The organism is Streptomyces tatrensis, assembly GCF_049310065.1.
Classification (GTDB): Bacteria; Actinomycetota; Actinomycetes; order Streptomycetales; family Streptomycetaceae; genus Streptomyces.
Genome location: NZ_JBMDLB010000007.1, coordinates 1,046,731 through 1,071,652 on the forward strand (window position 1 = coordinate 1,046,731; position 24,922 = coordinate 1,071,652).

24 protein-coding genes and 3 pseudogenes are annotated in these 24,922 nt (G+C 71.5%); 15 read left to right on the forward strand and 12 right to left on the reverse strand.

Going from position 1 to position 24,922, the window contains the following annotated elements:
• Positions 1-39 precede the first annotated feature (39 nt).
• Positions 40-1,635 carry a molybdopterin-dependent oxidoreductase gene (locus tag ACODT5_RS08530; protein ID WP_422518576.1) on the forward strand — a complete coding sequence of 532 codons (1,596 nt, stop codon included), beginning with the start codon at positions 40-42 and terminating at the stop codon, positions 1,633-1,635.
• 67 nt (positions 1,636-1,702) lie between these two features.
• Here the strand turns inward: ACODT5_RS08530 and ACODT5_RS08535 are convergent, their stop codons facing one another.
• Together ACODT5_RS08535 and ACODT5_RS08540 are read right to left on the reverse strand one after the other, a co-directional pair.
• Positions 1,703-2,722: a metallophosphoesterase family protein gene (locus tag ACODT5_RS08535; RefSeq protein WP_422518577.1), complete on the reverse strand. Its 1,020-nt coding sequence runs from the start codon at positions 2,720-2,722 to the stop codon at positions 1,703-1,705.
• Complete coding sequence (locus ACODT5_RS08540; RefSeq protein ID WP_422518578.1) at positions 2,719-3,501, reverse strand: hypothetical protein; 783 nt, start codon at positions 3,499-3,501, stop codon at positions 2,719-2,721. The genes ACODT5_RS08535 and ACODT5_RS08540 overlap by 4 nt, the downstream gene beginning before the upstream one ends.
• A 291-nt stretch (positions 3,502-3,792) precedes the next feature.
• On the opposite strand from ACODT5_RS08540, the gene ACODT5_RS08545 reads away from it, so the two are divergent.
• Entirely contained in the window at positions 3,793-4,365 is a 573-nt protein-coding gene (locus ACODT5_RS08545; RefSeq protein ID WP_422518579.1) for a DoxX family membrane protein, read from the forward strand.
• A gap of 174 nt (positions 4,366-4,539) precedes the next feature.
• Complete coding sequence (locus ACODT5_RS08550) at positions 4,540-5,610, forward strand: alpha/beta hydrolase (protein WP_422518580.1); 1,071 nt, start codon at positions 4,540-4,542, stop codon at positions 5,608-5,610.
• Here ACODT5_RS08550 and ACODT5_RS08555 read toward each other — a convergent pair.
• The gene (locus ACODT5_RS08555) at positions 5,587-6,810 is read right to left on the reverse strand and encodes a cytochrome P450 family protein (RefSeq protein ID WP_422519595.1); all 1,224 of its coding nucleotides are present in this window, start codon (positions 6,808-6,810) and stop codon (positions 5,587-5,589) included. The two genes, ACODT5_RS08550 and ACODT5_RS08555, sit on opposite strands and share 24 nt — an antisense overlap.
• Before the next feature lie 235 nt (positions 6,811-7,045).
• Here ACODT5_RS08555 and ACODT5_RS08560 point away from each other — a divergent pair, with 235 nt between their 5' ends.
• Positions 7,046-7,972: an SDR family oxidoreductase gene (locus ACODT5_RS08560; RefSeq protein WP_422518581.1), complete on the forward strand. Its 927-nt coding sequence runs from the start codon at positions 7,046-7,048 to the stop codon at positions 7,970-7,972.
• A gap of 56 nt (positions 7,973-8,028) precedes the next feature.
• On the opposite strand, the gene ACODT5_RS08565 is transcribed toward ACODT5_RS08560, so the two are convergent.
• Positions 8,029-8,706, reverse strand: a complete 678-nt coding sequence (locus tag ACODT5_RS08565; RefSeq protein ID WP_422518582.1) for a TetR/AcrR family transcriptional regulator — start codon at positions 8,704-8,706, stop codon at positions 8,029-8,031.
• Here ACODT5_RS08565 and ACODT5_RS08570 point away from each other — a divergent pair.
• Both ACODT5_RS08570 and ACODT5_RS08575 read left to right on the forward strand, forming a co-directional pair.
• Complete coding sequence (locus ACODT5_RS08570) at positions 8,699-8,911, forward strand: VOC family protein (protein ID WP_422518583.1); 213 nt, start codon at positions 8,699-8,701, stop codon at positions 8,909-8,911. The two genes, ACODT5_RS08565 and ACODT5_RS08570, sit on opposite strands and share 8 nt — an antisense overlap.
• A gap of 17 nt (positions 8,912-8,928) precedes the next feature.
• On the forward strand, positions 8,929-9,546 hold the full coding sequence (locus tag ACODT5_RS08575) for a DinB family protein (protein ID WP_422518584.1): 618 nt from the start codon (positions 8,929-8,931) through the stop codon (positions 9,544-9,546).
• Positions 9,547-9,642: 96 nt separating this feature from the next.
• Here the strand turns inward: ACODT5_RS08575 and ACODT5_RS08580 are convergent, their stop codons facing one another.
• Positions 9,643-10,692 (reverse strand): enoyl-CoA hydratase/isomerase family protein, encoded by a 1,050-nt coding sequence (locus ACODT5_RS08580; protein WP_422519596.1) that lies wholly within the window; start codon positions 10,690-10,692, stop codon positions 9,643-9,645.
• Between the two features lie 63 nt (positions 10,693-10,755).
• Between ACODT5_RS08580 and ACODT5_RS08585 the strand changes: the two genes are divergently transcribed.
• Positions 10,756-11,322 (forward strand): dihydrofolate reductase family protein, encoded by a 567-nt coding sequence (locus tag ACODT5_RS08585; protein WP_422518585.1) that lies wholly within the window; start codon positions 10,756-10,758, stop codon positions 11,320-11,322.
• Here the strand turns inward: ACODT5_RS08585 and ACODT5_RS08590 are convergent.
• The gene (locus ACODT5_RS08590) at positions 11,319-13,070 is read right to left on the reverse strand and encodes an FAD-dependent monooxygenase (protein WP_422518586.1); all 1,752 of its coding nucleotides are present in this window, start codon (positions 13,068-13,070) and stop codon (positions 11,319-11,321) included. The two genes, ACODT5_RS08585 and ACODT5_RS08590, sit on opposite strands and share 4 nt — an antisense overlap.
• A 100-nt stretch (positions 13,071-13,170) precedes the next feature.
• Positions 13,171-13,923: an AraC family transcriptional regulator gene (locus tag ACODT5_RS08595; RefSeq protein WP_385368435.1), complete on the reverse strand. Its 753-nt coding sequence runs from the start codon at positions 13,921-13,923 to the stop codon at positions 13,171-13,173.
• Between the two features lie 126 nt (positions 13,924-14,049).
• On the opposite strand from ACODT5_RS08595, the gene ACODT5_RS08600 reads away from it, so the two are divergent.
• On the forward strand, positions 14,050-15,285 hold the full coding sequence (locus ACODT5_RS08600; protein WP_422518587.1) for an MFS transporter: 1,236 nt from the start codon (positions 14,050-14,052) through the stop codon (positions 15,283-15,285).
• Here the strand turns inward: ACODT5_RS08600 and ACODT5_RS08605 are convergent.
• Both ACODT5_RS08605 and ACODT5_RS08610 read right to left on the reverse strand, forming a co-directional pair.
• Positions 15,266-15,850, reverse strand: coding sequence for a DUF6434 domain-containing protein (locus ACODT5_RS08605; protein WP_422518588.1), 585 nt, complete (start codon positions 15,848-15,850; stop codon positions 15,266-15,268). The genes ACODT5_RS08600 and ACODT5_RS08605 overlap by 20 nt on opposite strands.
• A 275-nt stretch (positions 15,851-16,125) precedes the next feature.
• Positions 16,126-17,028: pseudogene (locus ACODT5_RS08610) on the reverse strand (ABC transporter ATP-binding protein); the annotation flags it as partial.
• Positions 17,029-17,116: 88 nt separating this feature from the next.
• Between ACODT5_RS08610 and ACODT5_RS08615 the strand changes: the two are divergent.
• The 5 genes and pseudogenes from ACODT5_RS08615 to ACODT5_RS08635 all read left to right on the forward strand — a co-directional run.
• On the forward strand, positions 17,117-18,280 hold the full coding sequence (locus ACODT5_RS08615) for a tyrosine-type recombinase/integrase (protein WP_422518589.1): 1,164 nt from the start codon (positions 17,117-17,119) through the stop codon (positions 18,278-18,280).
• Positions 18,277-18,510 carry a hypothetical protein gene (locus ACODT5_RS08620; RefSeq protein WP_422518590.1) on the forward strand — a complete coding sequence of 78 codons (234 nt, stop codon included), beginning with the start codon at positions 18,277-18,279 and terminating at the stop codon, positions 18,508-18,510. The genes ACODT5_RS08615 and ACODT5_RS08620 overlap by 4 nt, the downstream gene beginning before the upstream one ends.
• Before the next feature lie 97 nt (positions 18,511-18,607).
• Positions 18,608-18,778 (forward strand): annotated as a pseudogene (locus ACODT5_RS08625) (YnfA family protein); the annotation flags it as partial.
• A gap of 115 nt (positions 18,779-18,893) precedes the next feature.
• The gene (locus ACODT5_RS08630) at positions 18,894-19,256 is read left to right on the forward strand and encodes a helix-turn-helix domain-containing protein (protein ID WP_422518591.1); all 363 of its coding nucleotides are present in this window, start codon (positions 18,894-18,896) and stop codon (positions 19,254-19,256) included.
• A gap of 31 nt (positions 19,257-19,287) precedes the next feature.
• A pseudogene (locus ACODT5_RS08635) lies at positions 19,288-19,683 on the forward strand (agmatine deiminase family protein); the annotation flags it as partial.
• Positions 19,684-19,721: 38 nt separating this feature from the next.
• On the opposite strand, the gene ACODT5_RS08640 reads toward ACODT5_RS08635, so the two are convergent.
• From ACODT5_RS08640 to ACODT5_RS08650, 3 genes are read right to left on the reverse strand one after another with little or no spacing between them, the layout of a single operon-like run.
• A complete protein-coding gene (locus ACODT5_RS08640; RefSeq protein ID WP_422518592.1) occupies positions 19,722-20,639 on the reverse strand; it encodes a YncE family protein in 918 nt (305 codons plus the stop codon).
• Between the two features lie 47 nt (positions 20,640-20,686).
• A complete protein-coding gene (locus tag ACODT5_RS08645) occupies positions 20,687-21,916 on the reverse strand; it encodes a neprosin family prolyl endopeptidase (protein ID WP_422518593.1) in 1,230 nt (409 codons plus the stop codon).
• A gap of 46 nt (positions 21,917-21,962) precedes the next feature.
• Complete coding sequence (locus tag ACODT5_RS08650) at positions 21,963-22,826, reverse strand: hypothetical protein (RefSeq protein WP_422518594.1); 864 nt, start codon at positions 22,824-22,826, stop codon at positions 21,963-21,965.
• Positions 22,827-23,028: 202 nt separating this feature from the next.
• Between ACODT5_RS08650 and ACODT5_RS08655 the strand changes: the two genes are divergently transcribed.
• Both ACODT5_RS08655 and ACODT5_RS08660 read left to right on the forward strand, forming a co-directional pair.
• Positions 23,029-23,769, forward strand: coding sequence for an AfsR/SARP family transcriptional regulator (locus tag ACODT5_RS08655; RefSeq protein ID WP_422518595.1), 741 nt, complete (start codon positions 23,029-23,031; stop codon positions 23,767-23,769).
• Between the two features lie 65 nt (positions 23,770-23,834).
• Entirely contained in the window at positions 23,835-24,911 is a 1,077-nt protein-coding gene (locus tag ACODT5_RS08660; protein ID WP_422518596.1) for a ferritin-like domain-containing protein, read from the forward strand.
• Positions 24,912-24,922 lie beyond the last annotated feature (11 nt).

Here is a 24,922-nt window from a genome sequence, read left to right on the forward strand (position 1 = left end):
GGGGCACATCCCACCGAGCGGGGCGGGCGGTGACTCCACATGATCCGTACGAAAGCGGGGCGGGCCGGCACCGCACGGCCGGGCCGGGCCGCGCTCGGCGCCGTCAGCGGACTGCTCGCCGCCTTCGCCGGGCTCGCTCTGGCCCAGCTGGCCGCGGCGGCCGTACGCCCCGAGGCCGCACCGGTCACCGCCGTCGGCGGGGCCGTGGTCGACGCGACCCCCGCCGCCGTCAAGGAATGGGCGATCCGCCAGTTCGGTACGGCCGACAAACTGGTCCTGACCCTGGGCATCGGCGCCGTGCTGGCCGCGGCGGCGATCGTGGCCGGGCTGCTCGCCGTACGCCGCCCGGCCGCGGGCACGGCGCTCGCCGCCGCCTTCGGCGTGCTCGGCGCGGTGGCCGCGCTCGGCCGCCCGGAAGCGGCCTGGCAGGACGCGCTGCCTTCGCTGGTGGGCGGGGTCGTGGCCGCCGGAGTGGTGTACCTGCTGGTCAGAGCCGTCCCCCGGCCCCACCCGCGGTCCTCGGGAGCCGGCCCGCCCGCCGCCATGGACCGGCGCGGCTTCGGCCGCCTCGCCCTCGCCACCCTGGCCCTCTCGGCCGGGGCCGGGTACGCCGGTCGGCGGCTCGGCGCCTTCGGGGACGCGGGAGCCACGGCCTCGCGCGCCGGGCTCGTCCTTCCGCCGCCCGCCGTGCCGGCCCCGCCGGTACCGGCCGGGTCGGACCTGCGGATCCCGGGGACCACCCCCTTCATCACCCCCAACCGGGCCTTCTACCGGGTGGACACCGCGCTGGTCGTCCCGCGCGTGGACGCGGACACCTGGCGGCTGCGCGTACACGGGGACGGGGTCTCCAGGCCCCTCGACCTCGGCCTGCGCGACCTGCTGGCCCGCCCCCTGGTCGAGCACGACGTCACCCTCACCTGCGTGTCGAACGAGGTCGGCGGCCCGTACGCGGGCAATGCCCGCTGGCTGGGCGTGCGGCTCGCCGATCTGCTCCGCGAGGCGGGGGTTCGACCGCCGTCCGAGGGCGGCCGGGCGGACCAGCTCGTGGCGCGCTCGGTGGACGGGATGACCCTCGGCACCCCCGTCGAGGCCGTGATGGACGGCCGCGAGGCGCTGCTGGCCGTGGGGATGAACGGCGAGCCGCTCCCCTTCCGGCACGGGTTCCCCGTCCGGATGATCGTGCCGGGCCTGTACGGGTACGTCTCCGCGTGCAAGTGGCTGCGCGAGCTGCGGCTGACCACCTTCGCCGCGTACGACGCGTACTGGGTGCGCCGCTCCTGGGCGCAGCGGGCTCCGGTCAAGACCCAGTCGCGCATCGACACCCCGCGCCCCTTCGCCGAGGTCGCGGCGGGCCGGGTGGCCGTCGCCGGAGTGGCGTGGGCGCAGCACCGGGGCATCGCGCGGGTCGAGGTACGGGTGGACGCGGGCCCGTGGCGCCAGGCCCGGCTCGCGGCGGCGGACGGGGACGACACCTGGCGCCAGTGGGTGTGGCCCTGGGAGGCGGCTCCGGGCGGGCACACCCTGGAGGTCCGCGCCACGGACCGCACCGGCGCCGTACAGACGGGGGACCGCGCCGGAACCCTCCCCGACGGGGCCACCGGCTGGCACGCGGTGACGGTCCGGGTCCGGGGCTAGGCCGTCTCTTTCGGATCGTGCCGCTCGTCAGGCCGGCGTCGTCCCGTGTCCTGCCGACCTGGCCGGGTCAGCAGGCTACGGCCGGGCCCCCGGTGTGCGGGCCCTCGGCCGGGCAGACCATGGCGGCCGGGCCGGCCAGGGCGCGGGCCTCGTGGAGGAGGCCGGGCGGGGTGGCGGCGCTGAGGGTCCAGACGACGGCGCCGCCTCCGGGCTGCTCCGGGACGGCCGCGAACCGGTCCTTCAGGTCGGCCTCGGCGGTCTGCGGGTACGGGAGGTGGAGCGTCTCGTAGCGCACCGGGGCGGTGTCCACCGGGAGGATCCGGATCCGGCGGCGGTCGCCGCCGCCCGGGCCCGGGTACGCGGCGGGGCCTTCGATCAGCAGCTCGGTGAAACCGCGGCCGCCGGGCTCGCCGGGGCCGCGGGCGTGCGTGTTGCCCGGGTAGGCGGCGAAGGCGCCGGCGCCGGGGACCAGCCGGTGGTGGACGTGGCCCAGCGCCCAGTAGTCGTAGCCGGCGCGGGCCAGCGTCCGCGGGTCGGCCGGGGCGCAGATCCTGCGGCTCCAGGCTCCGTGCAGGCTGGTGTGCAGCAGCCCGATGTTGACGGCGCCGGGTATCGCGCGGGGGAAGCCGGCCGCGAGGTCGCGGCGCTCGTCGGGCACCGCCACCGACTGGCCGTGGACGGTGATGCCGAGGTCGGGCCAGGTCACCGACTCGGGGGCGTCGGCGCCGAGCCAGCGCACCGAGGGCGGGAGGTTCAGTTTGTGCGGCAGCGTGGTCTCGGCGTCGTGGTTGCCCGAGACCACCACCGTGCGCAGGCCCGCTTCGTGGAAGGCGCCGAGCGCGTCCTGGCAGGCGGCCAGCGCCCGGGCGTCGGCGTGGCGGCGGTCGAAGACGTCCCCGGCGATGAGCACCGCGTCGTAGCCGCCCCCGGCGATGCGGTGGACGGCCGCGCTCAGGGCCTCGTACGGGGCTTCGCGCCGGTCTATCGCGGGCGCCCCGGGGTAGTCGGCCAGGCCGCGCAGGGCGGAGCCTATGTGCAGGTCGGCCAGGTGGGCCACGCGTATCGGCGCGGGCGCGGAGGTGTTCACCGGCCGAGGATGAGCTCGGTCTTGAAGGCGTCCCGCTCCAGCAGCCAGCCCTCGGCGCGGAGCTTGCCCATCAGGTCGGAACGCAGCTCGACCGCGTCGCGCAGGGTGCGCCCCTTGGCGGTGATCTCTGCGAACCAGGCCAGCTCGCCGGAGGCGGTCCGCAGCCGGCTGACTTGCGTCTCCATCGCGTGATCGAGCATCCGGCCAGGATAGTTGGCCTGTCTTACGGGACCGTGGAGTCGGGATGAAGCAGCGACCGACTCCGCCCAACCGGCAGGTTTCGCACCCCACTTGGCGAGCTTCCCGGGGAGGCGGTCCAGGACGAGGGCGCGGGAGGCGTCGAGCCCGGGCAGCTCGCCGGGTGCCAGCCCCGGGACCGGCCGGCACTTCTTGTTGGTGAAGTCCAGGGTGGCGCGGGTATGGCTGAGGTTGACCTGGACGGTGTAATTGCCGTCGGCCGCGCAGAAGTTGTGTCCGGATGCCCGGTCCATGACGCGCCGCACGGCGGCCGGGTCCGTACCGTCGCCCTCGATGTCGAAGCGGGCCTTGTAGGCGAGGCGGATCCGGTTCTCGTCGTCGTGGCGCCGGATGCGGACGATCCAGCCCTGCCCGTTCAGGCTGCGCCCGGCGTCGTCCACGTACTGGGCGACCTCCGTGCGGCCGGGTGCGCCGAGCGACAGCGCGGCGGCCGCGGCGGCCGTGGGCAGGCCGTCGGCGTCGAGCACCCGTTCCGGGTCGACGAGCAGCTTGACCTGGTAGCCCGCGCGCGACGGCGCCACCGGCGACATCCCGGCCCGCACTCCGGAACGAATCCGGCGACTCGTCGCTTTCTGCGTTTTCTGCAGTTTCCGCATATCCCCGTCGATCATGCCTCATACGACACCAGCCCGCCCGAAAGCCCCGGAACCGCGCAGGTGAACAGGCGGTGAATCTACCCCAGGACGAAGGTCCTGACCTGCGAGGTCTTCCGACCCCCCGGTTCGGGATCTTCGCCGTTCGTTCACGCCAGATAAGGATCGTAGATTGTGAATGCATTCACAATCTCCTGGCAACGGACAAAGGTGCACGTCATGGCCACTCTGCTCACCCCTTCACGCAAGATCACCGCGACCGACCCGGCCGCCGGGGCGACCGGAGGTGAGAGTGGTCCCACACTCGCCCTGCCGGCCCGCATCGCCCTCGCCGCCCTCCGCGTCCTGGTCGCGTGGACCTTCATCTGGCCCTTCCTGGACAAGCTGTTCGGGCTCGGATTCAGCACCCCCTCGGCCAAGTCCGTCATCAACGGAGGCTCGCCGACCGAAGGGTTCCTGCTGCACGGGACGAAGGGCCCCTTCGCTCACGCCTTCGACTCGGTAGCCGGCGCCGGCTGGCTTGACCTGATCTTCATGGCGGGCCTGCTCGGCATCGGCCTGGCGTTCCTCCTCGGCATCGGCACGCGGATCGCCGCCGTGTCCTGCGCGATGATGATGGGCTTCATGTGGCTCGTCACGATGCTGCCCGCGACCAACCCCGTCACCGACGACCACTGGATCCTCGCGGTGGCCGGCGCGGTCGTGGCCACGACCGCCGCGGACAACCACTTCGGACTCGGCCGGGCCTGGCGCCGGACCGCGCTGGTCCGCCGGTACCGCTTCCTGATCTGAGACCGGCTCCCGGCACGGCACTCACCTCCCGGGACCCATCTCCCCCGGTCCCGGCACCCCCTCCCCGGTCCCGACACGATGCGCACCGCCCGCTCCCCCGGGCGGTGTACATCGTAGATTTGGCGTATTGTCCGGAATTCTCCATCATTCCGTCGTACGTCAGGAGCCGGCGCAGTGGAGCTGACCAGTACGTCGTTCCTCGTCACGCTGATCGTCGTCACCGCCCTCGCGATGCTCGCCGCGCTGCTCCTGTGGAACCGGATCCCCGGGCCCGGCTGGGTGCGCTGGCCGGCCCGGCTGCTGATGATCGGCTTGTGCCAGCTCACCGCCATCTGCGTGGTGGCCACCTGGATCAACGGGAGCTACGGCCTCTACTCCTCCTGGGACGACCTGCTGGGCACCGACACCGGTCAGAACGACTCCTCCATGACCGGGCCGCCGCTGGGACGGGCCAAGTTCACCCCCAGTGGCGACGGCACCCGCACCACCTTCTTCCGCGGCTCCCACTCGAAGCTCGCCGGCCAGGTGATCGTGTGGACTCCCCCGGAGTACGACGCACCGGGCGCGGACAAGACCCGGTTCCCCGTGCTGATGCTGCTGCACGGCTACCCGGGCTCGCCCCGCTCCTGGATCGACATCGGCGACATGCCCGGAGCGCTGGAGCAGCTCGTCCAGCTCGGCGCGGCGCACCCGTTCATCCTGGTCATCCCCGACCTGTACCCCGGAGGGGTGAACACCGACTGCACGGACACCCCGCAGCGGAAGGTGGCGAGCTGGCTCGCGCAGGACGTGCCGGACCTGATCGCCAAGAACTTCCGCACGCTCCCCGAGCCCCGGGGCTGGGGGCTGATGGGCATCTCCACCGGGGCCTTCTGCGCGGCCAAGCTGCCGCTCCAGTACCCGAAGGCGTTCCGGGCGGGCGCCGCCCTGGACCCGGATCCGCTGACCGGCGACCCGGAGGTGCTGTCCGATCCCGTGCTGCGCGAACGCAACAGCCCCATGTGGCTGGTCCGACACGAAAAGAACACGGACGTCGGGCTGTTCCTGGCCACCTCCGCGCAGGACAAGGACAGCCCGCCGCAGCAGCTGACCGACTTCACCGAGGCGGCCCAGAACTCCGGGGTCCGGATCAAGACCCTGGTCCGCCCGCAGGGCGGGCACAACTTCCAGACCTGGATCGCGATGTACCCCGACGCCCTGGGGTGGCTGAGCACGGAGATCTCACCGCCCGGCGAGACCCCGTAGGCGGACCGGAAGCGACTCCACGCTGTTGCCTATGAAGCTGCGCTGGTGCGGGAGTTCCGCTTCGGGGACGGCCAGGTCCAGGTCCGGGAAGCGGGTGAAGAGGGTTTCCAGGGCGATGGTGGCCTCCAGCCGGGCGAGCGGGGCTCCCACGCAGTAGTGGGCGCCGTGTCCGAAGGAGAGGTGACGGGCCGCGGTGGGGCGGGTCAGGTCGAAGCGGTCGGCGTCCGGACCGTGGAAGGCCTCGTCGCGGCCGGCCGCCGTGTAGCCGGCGAGGACCGGGGTGCCCTGCGGGATCAGGGTCCCGTCGATGGTCACATCGCGGGTCGGGTAGCGGAACGGGAACCAGCTGACCGGGCCGTCGAAGCGCAGGGTCTCGTCGACGACGTCGGACCAGGTGGCCTTCCCCTCCAGGACCAGCAAGAGCTGGTCGCGGTGGGTGCACAGGGCGCGGACGGCATTGCTGATCAGGTTGAGCGTGGTCTCGTGGCCCGCGACCAGCATCAGCCGCATGGTGCCGGTGAGTTCGGCCTCGCTGAGCCGGTCCCCGTCACCGTCGCGGGCGGCGATCAGCGCGCTCGTCAGGTCCTCGCCGGGATCGGCCCGGCGGGTGGCGGCGATGGCCCCGATCAGCTCGACGAGCTCGCGCACGGCCGCCATGACCTCGGCCGGGGTGGATTCGGTGGCCACGATGACGGTGTTGGACAGCTCGTGCAGCCGCCCCCGGTGTTCGGGGTTCACGCCGAGGAGCTCGCAGATCACGCTCATCGGGAGCGGGAGCGCGAAATGCGTGCGCAGGTCCGCCACCCCGTCGGGGGACGCCTGCGCCGCCCGGTCCAGGTCGTCCAGCAGGCCGGCCGTCAGTTCCTCGATCCGGGGGCGCAGCCGCTCCACCTGGCGGGCGGTGAAGGCGTTGCCCACCAGGGAGCGCAGCCGGCGGTGGTCGGCGTCGTCGGCGGTGTGCATGCCCTGGGCGTTGGCGAAGACGCGCAGCGGCCAGTCCGGGGCGATGGTGCCGTCGTGCAGGGCGGGGAAGTGCCGGGCGGCCTTGGCCACATCGGGGTGGCCGAGGAACTCCTTCAACGCCTCGTGACCGAGGACGACCGCGCCGGGCACACCACCGGGAAGCACCACCTCGGCCACGGCCCCGCGGGCGCGCAGCCGGGCGTTGAGGGCGTGCGGGCAGCCGCCGGCGGGGTCGATGACGTGCGGGGACGCGGACGTGGACGCGGGTGTGCACGGAGGTGTGGACGAGGGCGTGGGCTCGGATGCCTGCGCGGGGTCGGTGGACAAGCCTGTCTCCTGACAATACGAACGGATCTCGGCCAACAGTGCGGCCTCGGGGGCCGGTTGTTCAAGGCCGTACCCGCCTCGAAGAGGTGATCCGCAGGCGCGCCGCACCGTGCCCGCCGCACGCGGGCGTCGTAGGGTCGCGGTCATGGCGGAGGAAGTGCAGCGGACTCTCGAAGGCAAGGTGGCCCTGGTGGCCGGGGCGACCCGGGGCGCGGGCAGGGGCATCGCGGTCGAGTTGGGGGCGCGGGGCGCGACCGTGTACGTGAGCGGGCGCAGTACGCGGGGCAGGCGCTCGGAGTACGACCGGCCCGAGACGATCGAGGAGACGGCCGAGCTGGTCACGGCGGCGGGCGGCCGGGGCATCGCGGTGGTCGCGGACCACCTGGTGCCCGAACAGGTCGAGGCCCTGGTCGGGCGGATCGACGCCGAGCAGGGCCGGCTCGACGTGCTGGTGAACGACATCTGGGGCGGCGAGCGGCTCTTCGAGTGGGAGAGCACGGTCTGGGAGCACGACCTGGACAAGGGGCTGCGGCTGCTGCGACTGGCCGTGGAGACCCATGCGGTGACCAGCCACTACGCGCTCCCGCTGCTGCTGCGCGAACCGGGCGGGCTGGTGGTGGAGATGACGGACGGCACGGCGGAGTACAACGCGAGCCGCTACCGGGTCTCCTTCTTCTACGACATCGCCAAGTCGGCGGTGCTGCGCATGGCGTTCGCACTCGGACACGAGGTGGGCCCGCGCGGGGCGACGGCGGTGGCGCTGACCCCGGGCTGGCTCCGGTCGGAGATGATGCTCGACAACTTCGGCGTCACCGAGGCGAATTGGCGGGACGCACTGAAGATGGTCCCGCACTTCGGCATCTCGGAGACCCCGTTCTACGTCGGCCGCGCGGTCGCGGCCCTGGCCTCCGACCCGCAACTGCCCCGCTGGAACGGGCAGTCGCTCTCCAGCGGGCAGCTCGCGCAGGTCTACGGCTTCACGGACGTGGACGGCAGCCGGCCGGACGCCTGGCGGTACATGGTCGAGGTACAGGACCCGGACCTCCCGGCGGACCCCACCGGCTACCGGTAGGGCGGACCCTTCGGATCGGGCCCGACCCGAAGCGATCCCGCCCGCGCCGGCCCGGGTCAGCCCCGCTCCAGCAGCCGGGCGATCCCGTCGAGGACGCAGCGCAGGCCGAAGTCCCACACGGTCCCGGGGCTGTACCCGCCGACCGCGCTGCCGACCCGCCCGGCGAGGGGGTAGCGCTCCGGGTCCATAGCCCGCTCCAGCAGCGGGGCGCTGAGCTCCCACCACTCCTGGTCGCTCAGGCGGGCGTTGTGGGCCGCGGTGTCGGCGGCGGCCAGGGCCTGCGCGTGGACGAAGCCGAGGAGGTGGGTCAGGGCCGCGTCCATCTCCACGTCGGTGAGGCCGATGCCGTCGAAGGCCGCGAGCTCGTGCTCGTACTTGCCGATCACCCCGGGGCCCAGCGGGGGGCGGGTGACGGACAGCTCGCCGATCCACGGGTGCCGCAGGAACAGCGCGCGGTTCTCCTCGGCGACGCGGGCGACCCTCTCCCGCCAGGCTCCGTCCGGGGCCGGCCCGCCGCGCTCCATGGCCAGGTAGACGGCGTCGAGCATCAGGTCGAGCAGCTCGGCCTTGCCGGGGACGTAGGTGTAGAGGGTCATGGGGGTGACCCCCAGCCGCTGGGCCAGTGCCCGCATCGTCAGCGCGGCCAGTCCCGACCGCGCCCCCTGCCCCGGCTCGCGCCACAGCAGCTCCAACGTGCGGACGGGGTCGCCCGCGCCGCTCCGGTCCGTGGTCACCGTGGCCGACCTGCCCGCAGAGTACGAACGGCTGCGCTCCGAGGGCGTCCCGATCGTCATGGAGCCGCGCGTGGAGCCCTGGGGCGAGCGGGTGTTCCTGGTGTCCGACCCCAACGGTGTGATCATCGAGCTGGTCGACTGGGTGGAAACCGCGCCCGACACGGCCACCGACGCCGCCGACCCCGTCGTCGCCACCACCGCCTAGGACAGGAGCACGCTCCCGTGACCCCACCCCGCCTGGTCCCCCTGCTGGCCCAGTTCGACTTCGCCCGGACCCGCCTCTGCGACCGTATGGCCGGCCCCGTCATGGACAGCGGCGACGGGACGGACACCGAGGTCGGCCCCATGACGGACGAGGAGTACCTCTGGGAACCGGTCCCGGACTGCTGGTCCGTGCGGCGCCGCGCGGACGGGCCCGGTCCGCGGGCGACCGCACTGGCCGGCGCGGGCGACTGGGGGCGGGATGCCGCGGCCTATCCGCACCCCTGGCCGCCGCCGTTCACCACGATCGCGTGGCGCCTGAGCCACCTCACCGAGATGCTCGCCCTGCGCGCCGACCACACCGCCGGGAGCCGCCGGCTGACCCGGGCCGACCACCGCGTCGAGGGCGGGGCCTCGGAGGCGGTCGCCGCCTTCGGCTCCGCCGCGGCGGCCTGGCGCGGTGCGCTGCTGAGCGTCGACGAGGCCGCTCTGGACACCGTGGGGTACTGCACCTACCCGCACGGCAGCGACGCGGAGGAGCCGTTCGTCGACATCGCCTGGTGGGTCAACCAGGAACTGCTGCACCACGGGGCCGAGATCGCCCTGATCCGTGATCTGTACCGGGCGCGGGGACTCTGACGCGGGGACTCTGACGTGGGGACCCTGACGTGGGGACCCTGACGTGGGGACCCTGACGCGGGGGCTCCGACACACAGCCCCCGCGCCGTGGACGGTTCACCCCGCGGCGAGCGCGGGGCCCTCCCCGGCGAGCGGGGCGAAGAAGCGGGCCACCTCCTGCTCGGTGACCTCGCCGAGGGTGGCCGGGGACCAGCGCGGGGTGCGGTCCTTGTCGACGACCTGCGCCCGGATGCCCTCCTCCAGGTCGGGCGAGGTCAGCGCATTGCAGGAGACCCGGAACTCCTGTTCCAGCACCGGCTCCAGGGCGCCGAGCGCGGCGGCCCGGCGCACTGCCTCCAGGGTCACCTTCAGGGCGGTCGGGGACTTGGTGAGGACCGTCTCGGCCGCCTGCTTGGCCTCCGGGTCCCCGTAGCCGAGCAGCCGGTCCACGATCTCCTCGACGGTGGCGGCGGCGTAGCAGTGGTCGATCCAGCCCCGCGCCCCGGCCAGCACCCCCGGCCCGGGCTCGGCGGCGTACCGCGCCAGCACTTCCCCGGCCGGGGCCCCGGCGAGCTCGGCGGTCAGCGCCGGCAGCCGGTCGGCGGGGACGAAGTGGTCGGCGAGCCCGCACAGCAGCGCGTCGGCCGCGCCCACCGCGGTGCCGGTGAGGGCGAGATGGGTGCCGAGCAGGCCGGGGGCGCGGGCCAGCAGGTGGGTGCCGCCGACGTCCGGGACGAAGCCGATGCCGGTTTCGGGCATGGCGACGCGGGAACGCTCGGTGACCACGCGGACGCTGCCGTGGGCGGACACGCCGACTCCGCCGCCCATCACGATGCCGTCCATGAGGGCCACGTAGGGCTTGGGGTAGCGGGCGATGTACGCGTTGAGCCGGTACTCGTCGCGCCAGAAGGCGGCCGAGGCCCGCGTCCCGGCCTTGGCGTCGTCGTGGAAGGCCCGGATGTCCCCGCCGGCGCACAGCCCCCGCTCGCCCGCGCCCCGGATGAGCACCTGCTCCACTCCCGGATCCCGCTCCCAGCCGGTCAGGGCCTCGGTGATGCGGAGCACCATGGGGTGGGTGAGGGCGTTGAGGGCCCTGGGGCGGTTGAGGGTGATCACCCCGGTGCGGCCTTCGACGGCGCACAGGACGGTGTCGGGGGTGTCGGCCATGGCTGCGGTGTCGGCTTCGCTCTTCACGCCGTCCAGTATGGACGGCGCGTAGTCTGGTCCGTCATGGGAAAGATCATCCTGATGTCGCAGGTCTCCCTCGACGGCTACTACGAGGGCCCGGAGCGGCAGCTCGACTGGGGCCTCGTCGACGAAGAGCTGCACCAGCACATGAACGACGAAGTCCGGTCGGTCGGCGGCATGCTGATGGGCCGCGTCACCTACGAGCAGATGGACGCCTACTGGCCCACCGCCGGCGCCGATCCGGCCGCGACCGCGGTGGAGAAGGACTTCGCGGGCATCTGGCGCTCAGCGCGGAAGTACGTGTACTCGCGCACCCTGGCCGCCGAGCAGGCCGACCCGAAGGCCACCGTGCTGCGGGAGGTCGTCCCGGAGGAGGTCGCGGCCCTCAAGGCCGCCCCGGGCGGTGACCTGACCCTGAGCGGGGCGGACCTCGCCGCCTCGTTCCTGCGCCACGGCCTGGTGGACGAGTACCGGATCTACGTGCACCCCGTACGCATCGGCCGCGGCCACCCCCTCTTCCCGCCCTCCGACGGCCTGGTCCCGCTCCGGCTGGAGGAGACCCGTACGTTCGGAACCGGGGTGGTGCTGCTGCGGTACTCGCGCGCCTAGGCCGTCCCCGCCGGGGCAGGTGGGGCGGACAGCGAGGCGAGGTAGCCGGACAGGGCCGCCGCCGTGCCGGACAGCGGGAAGCGGGCGCCGAGGTACCCGTCCGGGCGTACGAGGAATCCGGTCGGGCCGTCGGCGCCGTACAGCCGGGCGAACTCGCCTGCGGCGTCCCGGTATCCGGGGACGGCGACGGGCAGGCCGGCGGCGGCGTCGAGTGCGGCCTCGCGGGCCAGGACGGCCAGAACGGCCGGGGCCGGCGGGCCGAGGGAGCCGCTCCCGTCCGCGCCGCCCTCCGCCAGTGCCGACCCCGCGGTCACGGCCTGTTCGGCGGCCTCGGCCAGGGCCGCGCCGTCGGCCCCGTACAGGATCACCACGTGGCCGACCCGCCCGCGCAGGACGTCGAGCAGCCGTGAGGGGTAGGCGGCAATGGGCACGGTCAACCCCGAGCAGTCGGGGGCCCGTTCACCGGACTGGGGTGCGCCGGCCGGGCCGAACGGACTGCCGGCGAGCGGTCCCTCCCGGTAGCCGACGAGGAGTTGGGCCTGGCGGAGCAACACGGTCCGCACGTCGTCCTGTTCGTGTTCCATGCCCTGGGTCGCGTGCCGCACGGTCCGGCCGACGACCTCCTCGCCGACGGGGCGGCGCTCGGCGTCGTAGCTCGCGAGCAGGGCGGGTCCGGCCGACCCCCGCAGGGCGAGCGCGAGCTTCCAGGCCAGGTTGCAGGCGTCCTGGATCCCGGTGTTCATGCCCTGGGCGCCGGTGGGCGGGTGGATGTGCGCGGCGTCGCCCGCGACGAAGACGCGGCCGTCGCCGTAGCGGTCGACGATGCGGTGGCTGATGCGGAACACGGAGGACCAGCGCATGCCGGAGACCGTGGCGGGGGCCGGGGCGAGGCGGTCGACGACGGCCTGGATGTGGGACAGCTCGGGGACCCGGCCGCCCTCCAGCCCGTGCTGCACGCCGTCGCCCGCTCCGGGGCCTCCTGCCGAGCCCCCCGCCGGTCCGGAGGCCGGCTGTGCGGAGAGTTCGGGCGGGACCAGCATCGACATGCGGTAGCGGCCCCTGCCGGGCAGCGGGATGCACACCAGCACGTCGTCGGTGGACCCGTCGGTGCCCTGGTGCATGGACCGCAGTCCGTACCCCTCGGGCAGGTCCCAGTCGCTCACGACGTCGGCCAGCATGTACTCCTCGGCGAAGGCCCCGCCCTCGTAGGAGAGTCCGAGCCCTTTGCGCACGGTGCTGTGCGCTCCGTCGCAGCCGATCAGGTAGCGGGTGCGCAGCTCCTCCTCGCCGCCGGAAGCGGTGCGCAGGAGGCTGGTGACCCCGCCTCCGGGCCCGTCCCCGTCCTGGGTGAACGACAGCAGTTCGGTGCCCCGTTCGATGACGGTGCCCAGCGCCGCAAGGTGCTCTTCGAGGATGCGCTCGGTCTCGTACTGCGGCAGCGCGGCGAACCGGTACGGCACTTCGGGGGGCAGCATGAGCTCGATCCGGGCGCGTTCGGTGCCGTTGACGTACATCAGCTGACCGCGCAGGGGCACGGCGGCCTCCATGACGGTGCGGGCCAGGCCCATCCGGTCCCAGATCTCCAGCGTGCGCGGCAGGATGCCGACCGCCTTCGCGTACGGGAGGCGGGCGGGCAGCCGGTCGACGAGGCGGCAGCTCACGCCGTGCCGGCGCAGTTCGGCGGCCGCGCTGAGGCCGACCGGACCGGCGCCCGCGATCAGCACGTCGGTCGTCGGGGTGTGCGCCATGGGTCCTCCCGACCGCCTGGCCCCGAGCCGGTTGCCTCCTCCCATGCTGACCCGGCGGGGCGCGGACGGCCAGACGGAGGGGTCGGACAGAGGGGGTCGGTCAGCCTCCCTTGGCGTGCACCCCCGGCGTGTGTCCGAAGGCCCGCCGGAACACGTCGATGAACGCGCTCGTCGAGGACCAGCCGCAGCGGTGCGCGACCGCCGTCACGGGGGTGTCCACGGCCAGCAGCCGCAGCGCGTGGTGCAGCCGCAGCTGGGTCCGCCACTGGGGGAACGTCATGCCCAGCTCCGCGCGGAACAGCCGGCTCAGGGTCCGCTCCCCCGCCCCGGCCCCGGCCTGCGCGGAGAGCTCCGCGAGCCCGCGCCGGTCCGCCGGATCTGCGTGCAGCAGTGCGCACACCGCGGCCAGCCGGGGATCGGAGGGAGCGGGCAGGTGCAGCGGCTGGAGCGGCGAGGCCCGCAGCTGGTCGAGCAGCACCGCCAGCATCCGGCGCCGCTCGGCGCTGTCGTCCTGCGGGGCCCGGGTGTAGGCGAGGATCAGCTCGCGCAGCAGGGGGCCGACGGCGAGCACGGCGGGGGCCGACAGGGAGAGCGGGTTGAGGCGGGTGGGCAGGCCCACGCTGTGCAGGTCGACGCGGCCGAAGGCGCGGTGCTCGTGCACGGTTCCGGCCGGGATCCACAGGGCGCGGGTGGTCGGGGCCACCCAGGTGCCCGCGTCGGTGGTCACGGACAGCACCCCGGAACCCGCGTAGCAGATCTGGTGGTCGTCGTGGCGGTGCGGATCGATGCCGTGGTGGGTGTCGAGCTCGCGCATGCTCGTCGCCGCGCGCGGGGTGTGGCGGATTTTCTGCATCATCCGGCAATTTATCGGAAGCGGGCCGCCTGCGGCACGGGCGATTCTCGACCGGTGACCTCCATGAGACCGCCCCAGTCCCAGTCCCAGCCTTCGTCCCCTGTCCCGACGCCCATGCCCACGCCCATGCCCACGCCGGTCTCGGCGCCCGGGCCGACCCGGCTCCGTACGGCCGCCTTCGCCGCGGGCCACTCCTGTGTGGACGTCTACCAGGGCGCCGTCGCCGCGCTCGTGCCGTTCCTCGTCTCCGAGCGCTCGTACGGGTACGCCGCCGCGTCCGGCATCGTGCTGGCCGCCTCGCTGCTGTCCTCCGTGGTCCAGCCGCTGTTCGGAGCGCTCGCGGACCGGTGGCCGATGCCCTGGCTCATCCCGCTGGCCACCGCCGCCGTGGGGCTGGGCGTGGCGCTGGTCGGACTCGACGCCGGGTACGCCGCCACTCTCGCCGCCGTCGCCCTGTCCGGCCTGGGCGTCGCCGCCTACCACCCGGCGGCCGCCCGGCTGGTCCGTACGGTGGGCGGACCCGGGCACGGTGCGATGAGCTGGTTCGCGCTCGGCGGCAACATCGGCTTCGCGTGCGCCCCGCTGCTGGTCGTCGGCGCGCTGGCGCTCCCGGGCCCGGCGGGGTGGTGGCTGCTGGCCGCCCCGGCGGCGCTGGGCGTGTTCCTCAACCGCCCGCCGTCCGCGCGGCGTTCGGCCACCGGCCGGGCGGCCGCGACCCCGCCCCCGGCGCCGGCCCGGCGCCCCCGCGACGACTGGCGGGCCTTCCTGCGGCTCTCCCTGGTGGTCGTCGTGCGCTCGGTGGTCTTCACCGGCCTGAGCACCTTCATCGCGCTGTACGTCCGTGAGCGCGGCGGCGGCGAGACCGCCGGCGCGGTGGCCCTGTTCGCCCTCTTCGCCGGGAGCGCCGGCGGCACCCTCCTGGGCGGCCGGCTGGCCGCCCGCTGGGGGCGGGTCACCACCGTCCAGCGCGCCTACGCGGCGGTGGCGCCGGCCGTCGCCGGCATCCTCTTCCTGCCGCTGCCGCTGGTGTACGTCTGTGCGGCGCTGGCCGCGGCCGCCCTGTACGTGCCCTTCTCGCTCCAGGTCACCCTTGGCCAGGACTACCTGCCGAACCGCATGGGCACCGCGAGCGGGGTCACCCTGGGCCTGACCGTCAGCGTGGGCGGCCTCGCGAGCCCCCTGATCGGCACGGCGGCCGACGCCGCCTCGGTACACACGGCCCTGCTCCCGCTGGCCGCACTCCCCCTGCTGGCCTGGGCCCTGGCCCGGCGCCTGCCGGAGCCCGCGGGGCCGGATGCCGCAGAGCCGGATGCCGCAGAGCCGGATGCCGCAGAGCCGGAGCTCACTGCCCCCCGAGGGTGACGGCGGCCTCCCGGGGGCTGGAGCGGTGGGCCCGCCAGGCGGCCAGGGCTTGCGGGCGGGTACCTTCCGGGTGGCCGGCGTGCCAGTCCCTGAGGAACCGGTTCAGCTCGAACTGGGCCCCGATCTCCCGGGGTTGCGCCGCCTCCCCCCGGGTCGCGTGCCAGTGGGCGACGGCCTCGGCGAGGGTGCGCCCCGCGCCCTGGGCGACGTAGTCCCGCATGAAGGCGTCGAAGTGGAAGCCGGGCCCGATCTCCCGGACGAAGTACTCCCGCAACACCTGGCTGCACCGCTGCCCGGGCGGGATCACGCTGGCGCCGTCCACGGGCGCGGCGAGCTGCCGGCCCGCACCGCGGGCGGGCCGGCGGTGGGCCGCTTCCGGGGCCGGGAGCCCGTCCAGCGCGGCGGCGATCCGCGCCGTGACCGCCGCCTTCCCACCTCCGGCGGGAAGGTCCATCCGGCCCGCCAGCGCGGTGAGTTCGGCCAGCGTCCAGTACCAGCGAGCCAGCTCCGCCCCGCTCAGATCCGGACTCGGAGCGGGCCGCACTTCACCTTCGTTCGCACTCATGTTCCCATCCTAAACTGCTCACCTCCCGCGCCATCCCGAGAGCTCCCACGCCATCCCGCGCGCGCTCCCGCGCCTTCCCGCACCCTCAAGCCGTCAACGGACTCCGGAGTTGCGGCGTTCGCGCCCCCGCAGGACGTCCAGGGCGAAGAACCTCGGGACCGCCGCGCCGAGCCCGTCGAGGCCGGTGAACCCGCGCCGGGCCATTTCGGCGTCCGGCGAGGTGGGCGACGAGCGCGCACCACTCCTCCCGGCGTTGGCACCCGCTCCTCCCCCGGTCAGCGCAGGTCGGCCCGCGACGCGGTGGTGTCGTCGATGAAGCCGCCCGACTGGTGCTGCCACAGCTTCGCGTAGGCGCCGTCCACGGCGAGCAGTTGGTGGTGCGTGCCCTGTTCGACGATCCGTCCGTGGTCGAGGACGACGAGCTGGTCCATGGTGGCGACCGTGCTCAGCCGGTGCGCGACCACCAGCGCCGTCCGTCCGTCCATCAGCCGCCACAGCGCGTCCTGGACCAGGATCTCGCTCTCGGAGTCCAGTGCGCTGGTCGCCTCGTCGAGGAGCAGGATCGGCGCGTCGCGCAGGATGGCCCGGGCGAGGGCGACCCGCTGGCGCTGGCCGCCGGACAGCTTCACCCCGCGCTCGCCCACCATGGTGTCGAAGCCGTCCGCCAGCCCGTCGGCGAACTCCGTGACGTGCGCGGCCTCGGCCGCACGGCGGATCTCCGCGTCGGTGGCGTCCGGGCGGGCGAAGGCGATGTTGTCGCGCAGCGTGCGGTGGAACATCGCCGGGTCCTGGGGGACGTAGGCGATCAGGCTGCGCAGGTCGGCCTGGCGCAGCCGGCCGATGTCCTGCCCGCCGATCAGGATCCGGCCGCCGTCGATGTCCGTCATCCGCAGCAGCAGCCGGGTGAGCGTGGTCTTGCCCCCGCCGGACCGGCCGACGAGACCGAGCTTCGACCCGCCGGGCACGGCCAGGTCCAGGCCGTCGAAGAGGGGCTTGCCGCCCTCGTGGCCGAAGGTCACCCGCTCGAACCGCACATCGGCGGTCGGCGCGCGCCGCAGCGGCTCCGGTTCCACCGGGTCGAGCACGGTCGGCGGTGTCAGCAGCAGTTCGGTGAACTGCGCGGCCTCCGTCATCGAGCTCTCCATGCGGCGGTAGATCTGGTTGAACTCGATAACCATGCAAGGGAATGTTTCCGCAGGTCAGGCACCCTTCGGGTCGCTGGAGGTCAGCAAAGTGTCAGCATCGGCATCCGAGGAATCCAGGCGCATGGCAACCAAGAAGCTCGCCAGAGGGATGGGCTCCTTCTTCAAGGACTGCGAGCACCCCACGTCCCGGTGGGCGAAGTGCCCGCACTTCTACAAGGTCCGCTACAGAGACGCCGGCGGAAACCAGGTCGAGGAGTCGGGTTTCCTGACCTCGGACTCGGCCATCGACCGACTGACCGACGTCTACAAAGCGAAGAAGGCCGCCCCTGTGAATCAGGCGAGCCAAGCGAAGGCCGAGCGGATCGAGAAGTACGGCCAGATGCGCTTCAAGGAGTACGCCGCCGAGTGGAAGGCCGGTCAGCGTCACCTCGGTCCCGCGACACTCGTCAGCCTCGACTCACTCCTCCAGCACCACATCCACCCCGCCCTCGGAACCCGGCGGATGAGCACATTCGACCCCAGGGTCGTGGACAACTTCATCCGGACTATGGAGCGCAACGGAACAGGGCTGGCGACACAGTCCAATGCGTACGACAAGCTGAAGTCGATCCTCCTCGACGCACATCGCCTGGGCCTCTACGACGACAACCCTCTCCTGGGCGTCAGCCCACCTCAGTACGACCCCAAACGCGCCGCCATCCCCTCCCCTGCCCAACTCCGGACCCTGCGCGGCACCGGAGATGACCTGTTTCAACTCATGGTGGAACTGATGAGCGGCTGCGGTCTACGCAACGGCGAGGCCGCCGCGGTCAACATCAACAACATCGTGGCCGACGACGTCTACCGCGTCAGCGAGCAAGTCAACCAGTCCACCAAGCAGTACGACCGCCTCAAGCACCGCAAAATCGGCGAACACCGCGACGTCCCGCTCCCCCAGCGGACCAAGAACGCCATCGAGTCCTACGCCAAGAAGCACGGCACCACCGACGGCTACCTACTGCGCCATCCAAAGGACTCCGGCCGTCCCTTCCAGCCCTACCTCTTCCAGAACCAGTGGCAGCGGCTCAGGAGACGAGGCGAACTCCATATACCCGAAGGCATGGTCATCTACAGCCTCCGCCACTTCTTCGCCTCGAACTGCCTCACACACAACATCCCCATCACCGACGTCGCCGAATGGATGGGACACAACAACATCGACATCACCTTCAAGACCTACCGCCACCTCATGCCCGGCTCCATCGGCACAGCCGCCAAACTCCTCAACGCCGGCCTGGCCGCATGACGCCCGCACACACCAAAGCCGCCTCGGCTTCACGCTGGAGGAGGTCGCCGAGCTGCTGGAGGACGACTGCCACCGGCACGGCGGCCGTCGCCGGAATCCATGAGCGGGCTGCCGCGAAACTCGCCGAGGTCGACGCGACGTTTGTCGACCTCACCACCATGCGCGCCGCCCTGGCCGCAGGCGTCGAGGCGGGCTGTGACGATTTGACCGCCTGTACCGAGAACCCGTGATGCCCGATACCCTTCAACGGCCTCGCCGAGGAGAACCGCCGCGTGGGCACCAGACCCGTGCAGATCAGCGGCGCGGGCCGCCGTCAGGGCCGCGGGTATGACCGTCGCTCGTTCCGTCGCCCTGTTCGCCGTGGCCGCCCTTTTCGAGATCGGCGGCGCCTGGCTGATCTGGCAGGGCATCCGCGAGCACAAGGGCTGGATTTGGATCGGTGCCGGCGTCATCGCACTCGGCCTGTACGGAGTGGCGGCCATCTTCCAGTCCGACGACACGCCCTTGGGACGCTGGAGCCGCATGCCTTTCCCCGGCTCTGCCGGAGGGCCTGTCTCATCGCCGGCTACCTACCGAGCTCGCGGCGGAAGCAGCCGTTCGCACCGGTGCCCGCATGCCGTTTTACAGCATTGGTCAAGCAGCACGTCTGCTCGGTGTGAGTCCGGAGACCGTCCGACGCTGGGCCGATAAGGGGCGTCTGCCGACGCAGCGGGATGGTTCGGGAAATCGCCTGATCGACGGAGTCGCACTCGCCGCATTCGTCCGTGGCCGGGCTGCCGAGGCGGAAACCCCGGGCAGCGAGATCGTCACGTCGGTACGGAATTCCCTGACCGGGATCGTGACCGCGGTGCGGGCCGATGATGTGATCGCGCAGGTGGAGATCCAAGCAAGCCCGCACCGCGTGGTTTCGCTGGTCTCCCGTGAAGCTGTCGATGACTGCAGCTGGCGCCTGGGATCACGGTCACGGCTCGCGTGAAGTCGACTCAGGTGCACATCGATCTCGGCTGAACCGGGACCGGATCGAAGCCGAACTCAAGCAGACCCTGGGCATCGAGAAGGTGATCTGGCTGGCCGGCGTGCGCGGCGAGGAGATCAACGACGCACACGTGGACAGCCTTGTACGATTCACGGCGCCAGGTGTGGTCCTCCTGCACAAGGCGTTCCCCGGTATGCCCGCCGACTCCTGGTCCCGCTCGGCCGACCAGGCGAAATCCGTTCTCACCAAGGCGACCGACGCCCGGGGACGGCGCCTGGAAGTCATCGACCTGCCGCAGCCCGACCTGGACAGGATCACAGGAGGGCGGCGACTTCGTATCGACGTACGCCAACTTCTACGTCGCCAACGACGCGGTGGCGGCATCCACTGCTCCACCCACGACCAGCCCGGCAGTCCCGCCGCGTAACGGCGGGGCTCACCTCCGGAGCCCACATGAGATGACTTCTAACCGGCGGCGAGATCGATCACCGATACGGTGGCGTCGCCGCTGTTGACAACATAGACGCGATCGCTGTGGGGCTCGAAGGCCAGGCCCTTCGGCTGGGATCCCACCGGGATGGTGGCGCTCACACTGCCGGACGTGGCATCGACGACGTTCACCGTGCCGTCGAATTGGGTGACGTAGACGTTGCCTCGGGAGTCAACCGTTACGCCCATGGGGCCTGCAGCGACGTTGACATGAGCGACGCCACCGGTAGCGATATCGATCACAGACACGGTGTCGGTTCCTGAATTGGCGACGTAGACACGACGCCTCAGGGCGTCGACCACGATACCGGTGGGCTGCAGTCCTACCGGGAGGGTCGCAATGATCCCGTCGGTTGCAGGGTCGATCACCGACACTGTCTTGAATCCGGGTTGCGTGACGTAGACGCGGTGACTTACCGGATCAACCGCCACACCAAAGGGACCAGGGACATTGATGAAGTCGGGGGCGAAGGAGGGCAGCTCGCCGCTGATTTTGATTATCGAGACCCTGTGGCTACCACGGTTGGCCACGTAGGCGCGACTCAGAATGTGATCGACCGCCACCCCAGTCGTGTTGGGTGGTGGGATGGGCAGGCCTTCGACATGGATGGTGGCGATGACGGCGTTGAATCTGTTGATCATTGACACGGTGTTGTCGCCGCCGTTGGCCACGCAGACGCCGAATTGAGGATCGGTTGCCACGCCCTCTGGGCGCAACCCGACGTTGATGGTGGTGCTCACCGTGTTGGTCAATGAATCGATCACCGACACGGTGTTGGCACCGCTGTTGGTGACGAAGACGTGGTTGTGGACATCCACCGCCACACCAACCGGCTTCGCTCCCACCGGGATTCTGGCTACGACACGCAGTTGTTCAGTGTGGGATATGTTCATCACTACATGACCTTCGTGTTCGAGCGGCCCGCGGCCGCGGTCCAGGGTCAGCAGTTGAGTCCGCCCGGGCCACCGAAGAAGAGGTAACTGCCCCACGACGAACCGGAGTGGTTCGTCACTTCGATGCCGTAGCAGTTCACGGAGGTGGGCTCGGGCGTCAGGTTGGCGGCCTCGGCGCCCGTGGGCAGGGCGGTGATCACGTCGTGCTGGTACGCGGCGTGGCCGTAGCCCGCGGGCGGCTTCTTGCCCGAGCCCATCGAGGGGAACGACCCGACCCCGCCCACCTCGCCGCCGAAACCGGCGCTGGCAGCTTTGGTCGCCAGCATGCCGGAACCGAACAGCGTGGCCGGGTAGTAGCCGATCCAGTCGCCGCCGATGCTGAACCACCACGCGCCACCGGTCAGGAAGAAGCCCATGCGGTACTGCACGGGCGCACCCGGTGTGGAAGCCGTGAGCACCGTACCGAGGACGTGCGGGGCGCCCGTCCGGTACACCCACGTACCGGGATGCCAGTCGTTGTAGCAGATGGAGGTGTAGGTGTCCGGCGTGTAGAAAACGAACAGCCGCGGCTTGTTGTCGAAGGGCGGACCCAGCCGGTAGCCGCACTCCACGGACTGGAAGGGGCTCGAATGGGCGCCCGACGTGTACCACTGCTGCGACGCCGAGGACTCGACGCCGAACACCAGGGGCGCCCATACGTTGACCCCACTGGCACCACCGTGGTTGTCGCGACTGTCGTACGCGTTGCCCCAGATCTTCCCGAACGGGTGTGCCACACCCTCCTCGTCCCGCCGTACTTCCAGACCACCGCGCAGAAAGTCCTCCAGCGTGGGAAACCTGACGAGCTGTTCCAGGGTGAGCCGCAGGATGGGGACGGTGTCCTCCGGGCACAGCATCTGGTTGCCGTAGCGGTCTCGGCGGTCGGGCCTCAACTGCGGTGGGGGCGACTGCGGCGGCTCGGTGACGAACTCCGGGGGACCCTCGTACCCCTGGGGTTCGGGCGGCGGATCGGGCGTCGGCAGCAGCTTGGCCCCGGTCTTCGCCAAGCCTGGCTGCCGCTCAGTGGGTACGCAGTCCACGATGTCGTCATCGGATTCCGCAAAGGAGTACGCCGCCACCATTCCGGCGTTCCGCTCGATGAGATAGCGACGCATTCCCTCGAACGCCTCGACGTCCTTCACCTTACTGTCCGGACGGGACTGGTACGTCTCAAATTCGGCGGCGTGCAAGGACTCCACGAAGGTGGAGAATGTGGGAAGAGCAGTGTGAACAGCCATGGCCGGACTTCTTTCGCAGGGCTGCGGAGGACCGGTCCGAATGGACCTACCACTGATACAGGTACTGGTGCCAGGTACCGTGCCAGCTGCCGGTGCCGTAGAACGTCCACGTGTCGGAGTCGAACAGGACGACGTGGCCGCCCCAGTAGACGGTCTCGTCGAGCTGGAAGACCGCCCACCACCCGGTGTGGGGAGCCGGCGTCCGGCTGTGACGTATCGCCTTGGACTGGAACCACGACCACATGTCCCGGGCCCGGACGGGGCGGTGGGCCCACGTGCCGCAGCGGGCGTGTATGTGTGGGTTGGCGACGACGAGTTCCGTGTACCCCGCGCGGATGAACGCGTCCGAGAGGAAATGCGCGCAGTTGTTGGGGTACGAGTCGCCGCCCACGCAACTCTCCGTCCAGTAGTGGGCGACGGAGGAGAGCAGAGGCATCATGGACTTGGGAACCCCCTCCGGCACCACGGTCGGTTCGGCGCGGCCTGGGGCGCCGGGCGTCTCCACGGCCGACGGTGGAGCGATCATTTCCATGTGCTCAGCGGTCGGCGGCGTTCCGGCCGGTCTCGGCATGCCGAGCAGCTCGGGGGACGACGGCGGTGCCATCTGTTCCATTTCCACGTCGAAGGGGGACTTCGATCCACCAGCGCTTATCCGGTTCATGCGGAAACCCGTCGCCCCCGTCCGCACCCACACCCTGATCTGGTCTTCTCCGATCTTTTCCTTTTCCATGATGTCGGATTTGGCGAAGGAGAATACGGAATCTCCTGAATCCACCACCAGGAAATTTCCCGGAATATTCGCGTCGTCGCGACTGAAGCCTTCGAATGGCACGGTCGAGCCGCGCTTCGCGGCCCGCTCCATCAGCGTTCCGAGGTCGTTTTGTTGACCCTTCATCATGTTCTGCGCCATGACGGCACCTCCCGTTGTGCACACGCACCGGAGTCGCCCGGAATCGGAATAGGCCACCCCTCTTCAGGGTGCCCCTTGACACCCGCTTGCGCCACCCCCGGAAAGGCGCGTCGACGAGCCGGTGCCACCTGCCTGACGTACGATTGGAGGCGGCTGTGGAGCGCGAAGTCCGCTCACGCGAACTCAACCCGCGGGAAGGCCGATGCAATCCCTCCCCTCCCCTCCCCTGTGGCGCCCCCGGCTACAGCTGCTCGGACAGTTCCGGCTGGATTTCAATGCCGAGCCCGTCGAATTGTGCGGCAACGCCCAGCGCCTGCTCGCCTTCGTCGGACTGCGCGGACGCGTCAGCCGCTCGGTCCTGGCGGGGACCCTGTGGCCCGACGTGCCGGAGGAGCGCGCGCGAGGAAGTCTGCGCACGACGCTGTGGAAAATACCCCGGGGCGATCAGGCGCTCATCCGCTGCACGCGGGAGGGCATGGCCATGGCCGACACGGTGAGCGTGGACGTCCGCGCCCTGGCCGACACCGCGCTCGGCGTGCTGCACGGCCCCGAACCCCTCCTCGACCGTCCCGCAGCGGTGGGCCTGCTGAACGGCGGGGATCTGCTGAACGGCGGGGATCTGCTGCCCGGCTGGGACGACGACTGGGTCGTCCCCGAACGGGAATGGCTGCGCCAGTTGCGGTTGCACGCACTCGACGCCCTGTCCGAGAAGCTGGCACGGCAGGGCATGCCCGCACTCGCCCTGGAAGCCGCGCTGGCGAGCATACGCATCGAGCCGCTGCGTGAGAGCGCTCATCGGGCCGTGGTGTCCGCGCACCTCGCCGAGGGCAACGTGATCGAAGCCGTGCGGCACTACCACGCGTTCCGGCGGCTGCTCCGCGAGGAACTCGGCGTCGAGCCGTCCCTCGGGTTCTCCCGGATGATTCCGCTGACGCAGCGATGACGGCGGAGTGACGGGGCCTGCCTACCCTCAAGACCGCGTGGAACGTGTCCGGATGGAGGTACTCCATGACCACCGTTCTCGACTACGAGAGCAACCGGATCGTCGAACTGATGGACCAGCCCGTCGAAGTCCGCGGAGCCGACTGGCTGAAGGAATCGCTGCAGCAGGCGATCCTGCTGGAACTCGCCACCCTTCCGCCGTACTTGTGCGGAATGTGGTCGATCGTCGACCCCGGTCCGGACGAACGCGTCCACCAAGCGCTGCGGACGATCGTCTTCGACGAGATGTCGCACCTGGGCATCGCGTGCAACTTGCTCACCACCATCGGCGGGTCCCCCCGGCTCGCCGACTTCAGGACCGTGCCGAAATATCCGGGTCCCCTGCCGGGCGGCGTGCGGCCCGGCCTCACCGTCTTCCTCAGCGGACTGACCGAGGAGTCGCTGGATCTGTACGCACGCATCGAGGAACCCGACGACCCGCTCGTGGAGAGCAAGGCGGCGCACACGTCGATCGGGGCCTTCTACACCGCGATCCAGACAGCGTTCCGGAGCCATCCCGAACTGATCACCGGCGCCCGGCAGGTGATCAAGAACATGGGGCATCACGGCGCGGGGAACACTCTCAAGGAGCTCCGCACGCTGACCGCCGTCGAGTCCGCAATCGCCGTCATCAAGGAACAGGGCGAGGGCACCTCGGCCTCACCCGAGAACCCCCACCCGAAGGAGAGCGGCGAGCTCGCCCACTTCTACGCCTTCCGCGAGATCCGCCGCGGGCGCGAACTGGCGAAGGTACCCGACGAGTACCCGGAGAGGTGGGACTTCATCGGACCCGAGATACCGCTGCCGCCCCGCCTCCTCATGGGCGTCGTTCCCAGCGGCGGCTGGCCGCGCGAAGGCCCTTCGGCGCCCGGGCAGGAAACGCTGGACCGCCTCGACGAAGTCAACGGGGCTTACAGCGCCATGCTGGGATTCATCGAACAGGCGTGGCAGCAGGACGTGCCGGCCCAGGCAACGGCTCTGCTGGGCAAGGCCGTGAAGAAGATGCGGGACCTTGAGGAGCCGGCGGTGGCCCTGATGGGCACGGCACTGCCCGACGGCAGCGGCAATACCTACGGACCAGAGTTCCGCTACGTGGACACGTAGGGCGCGTCCTG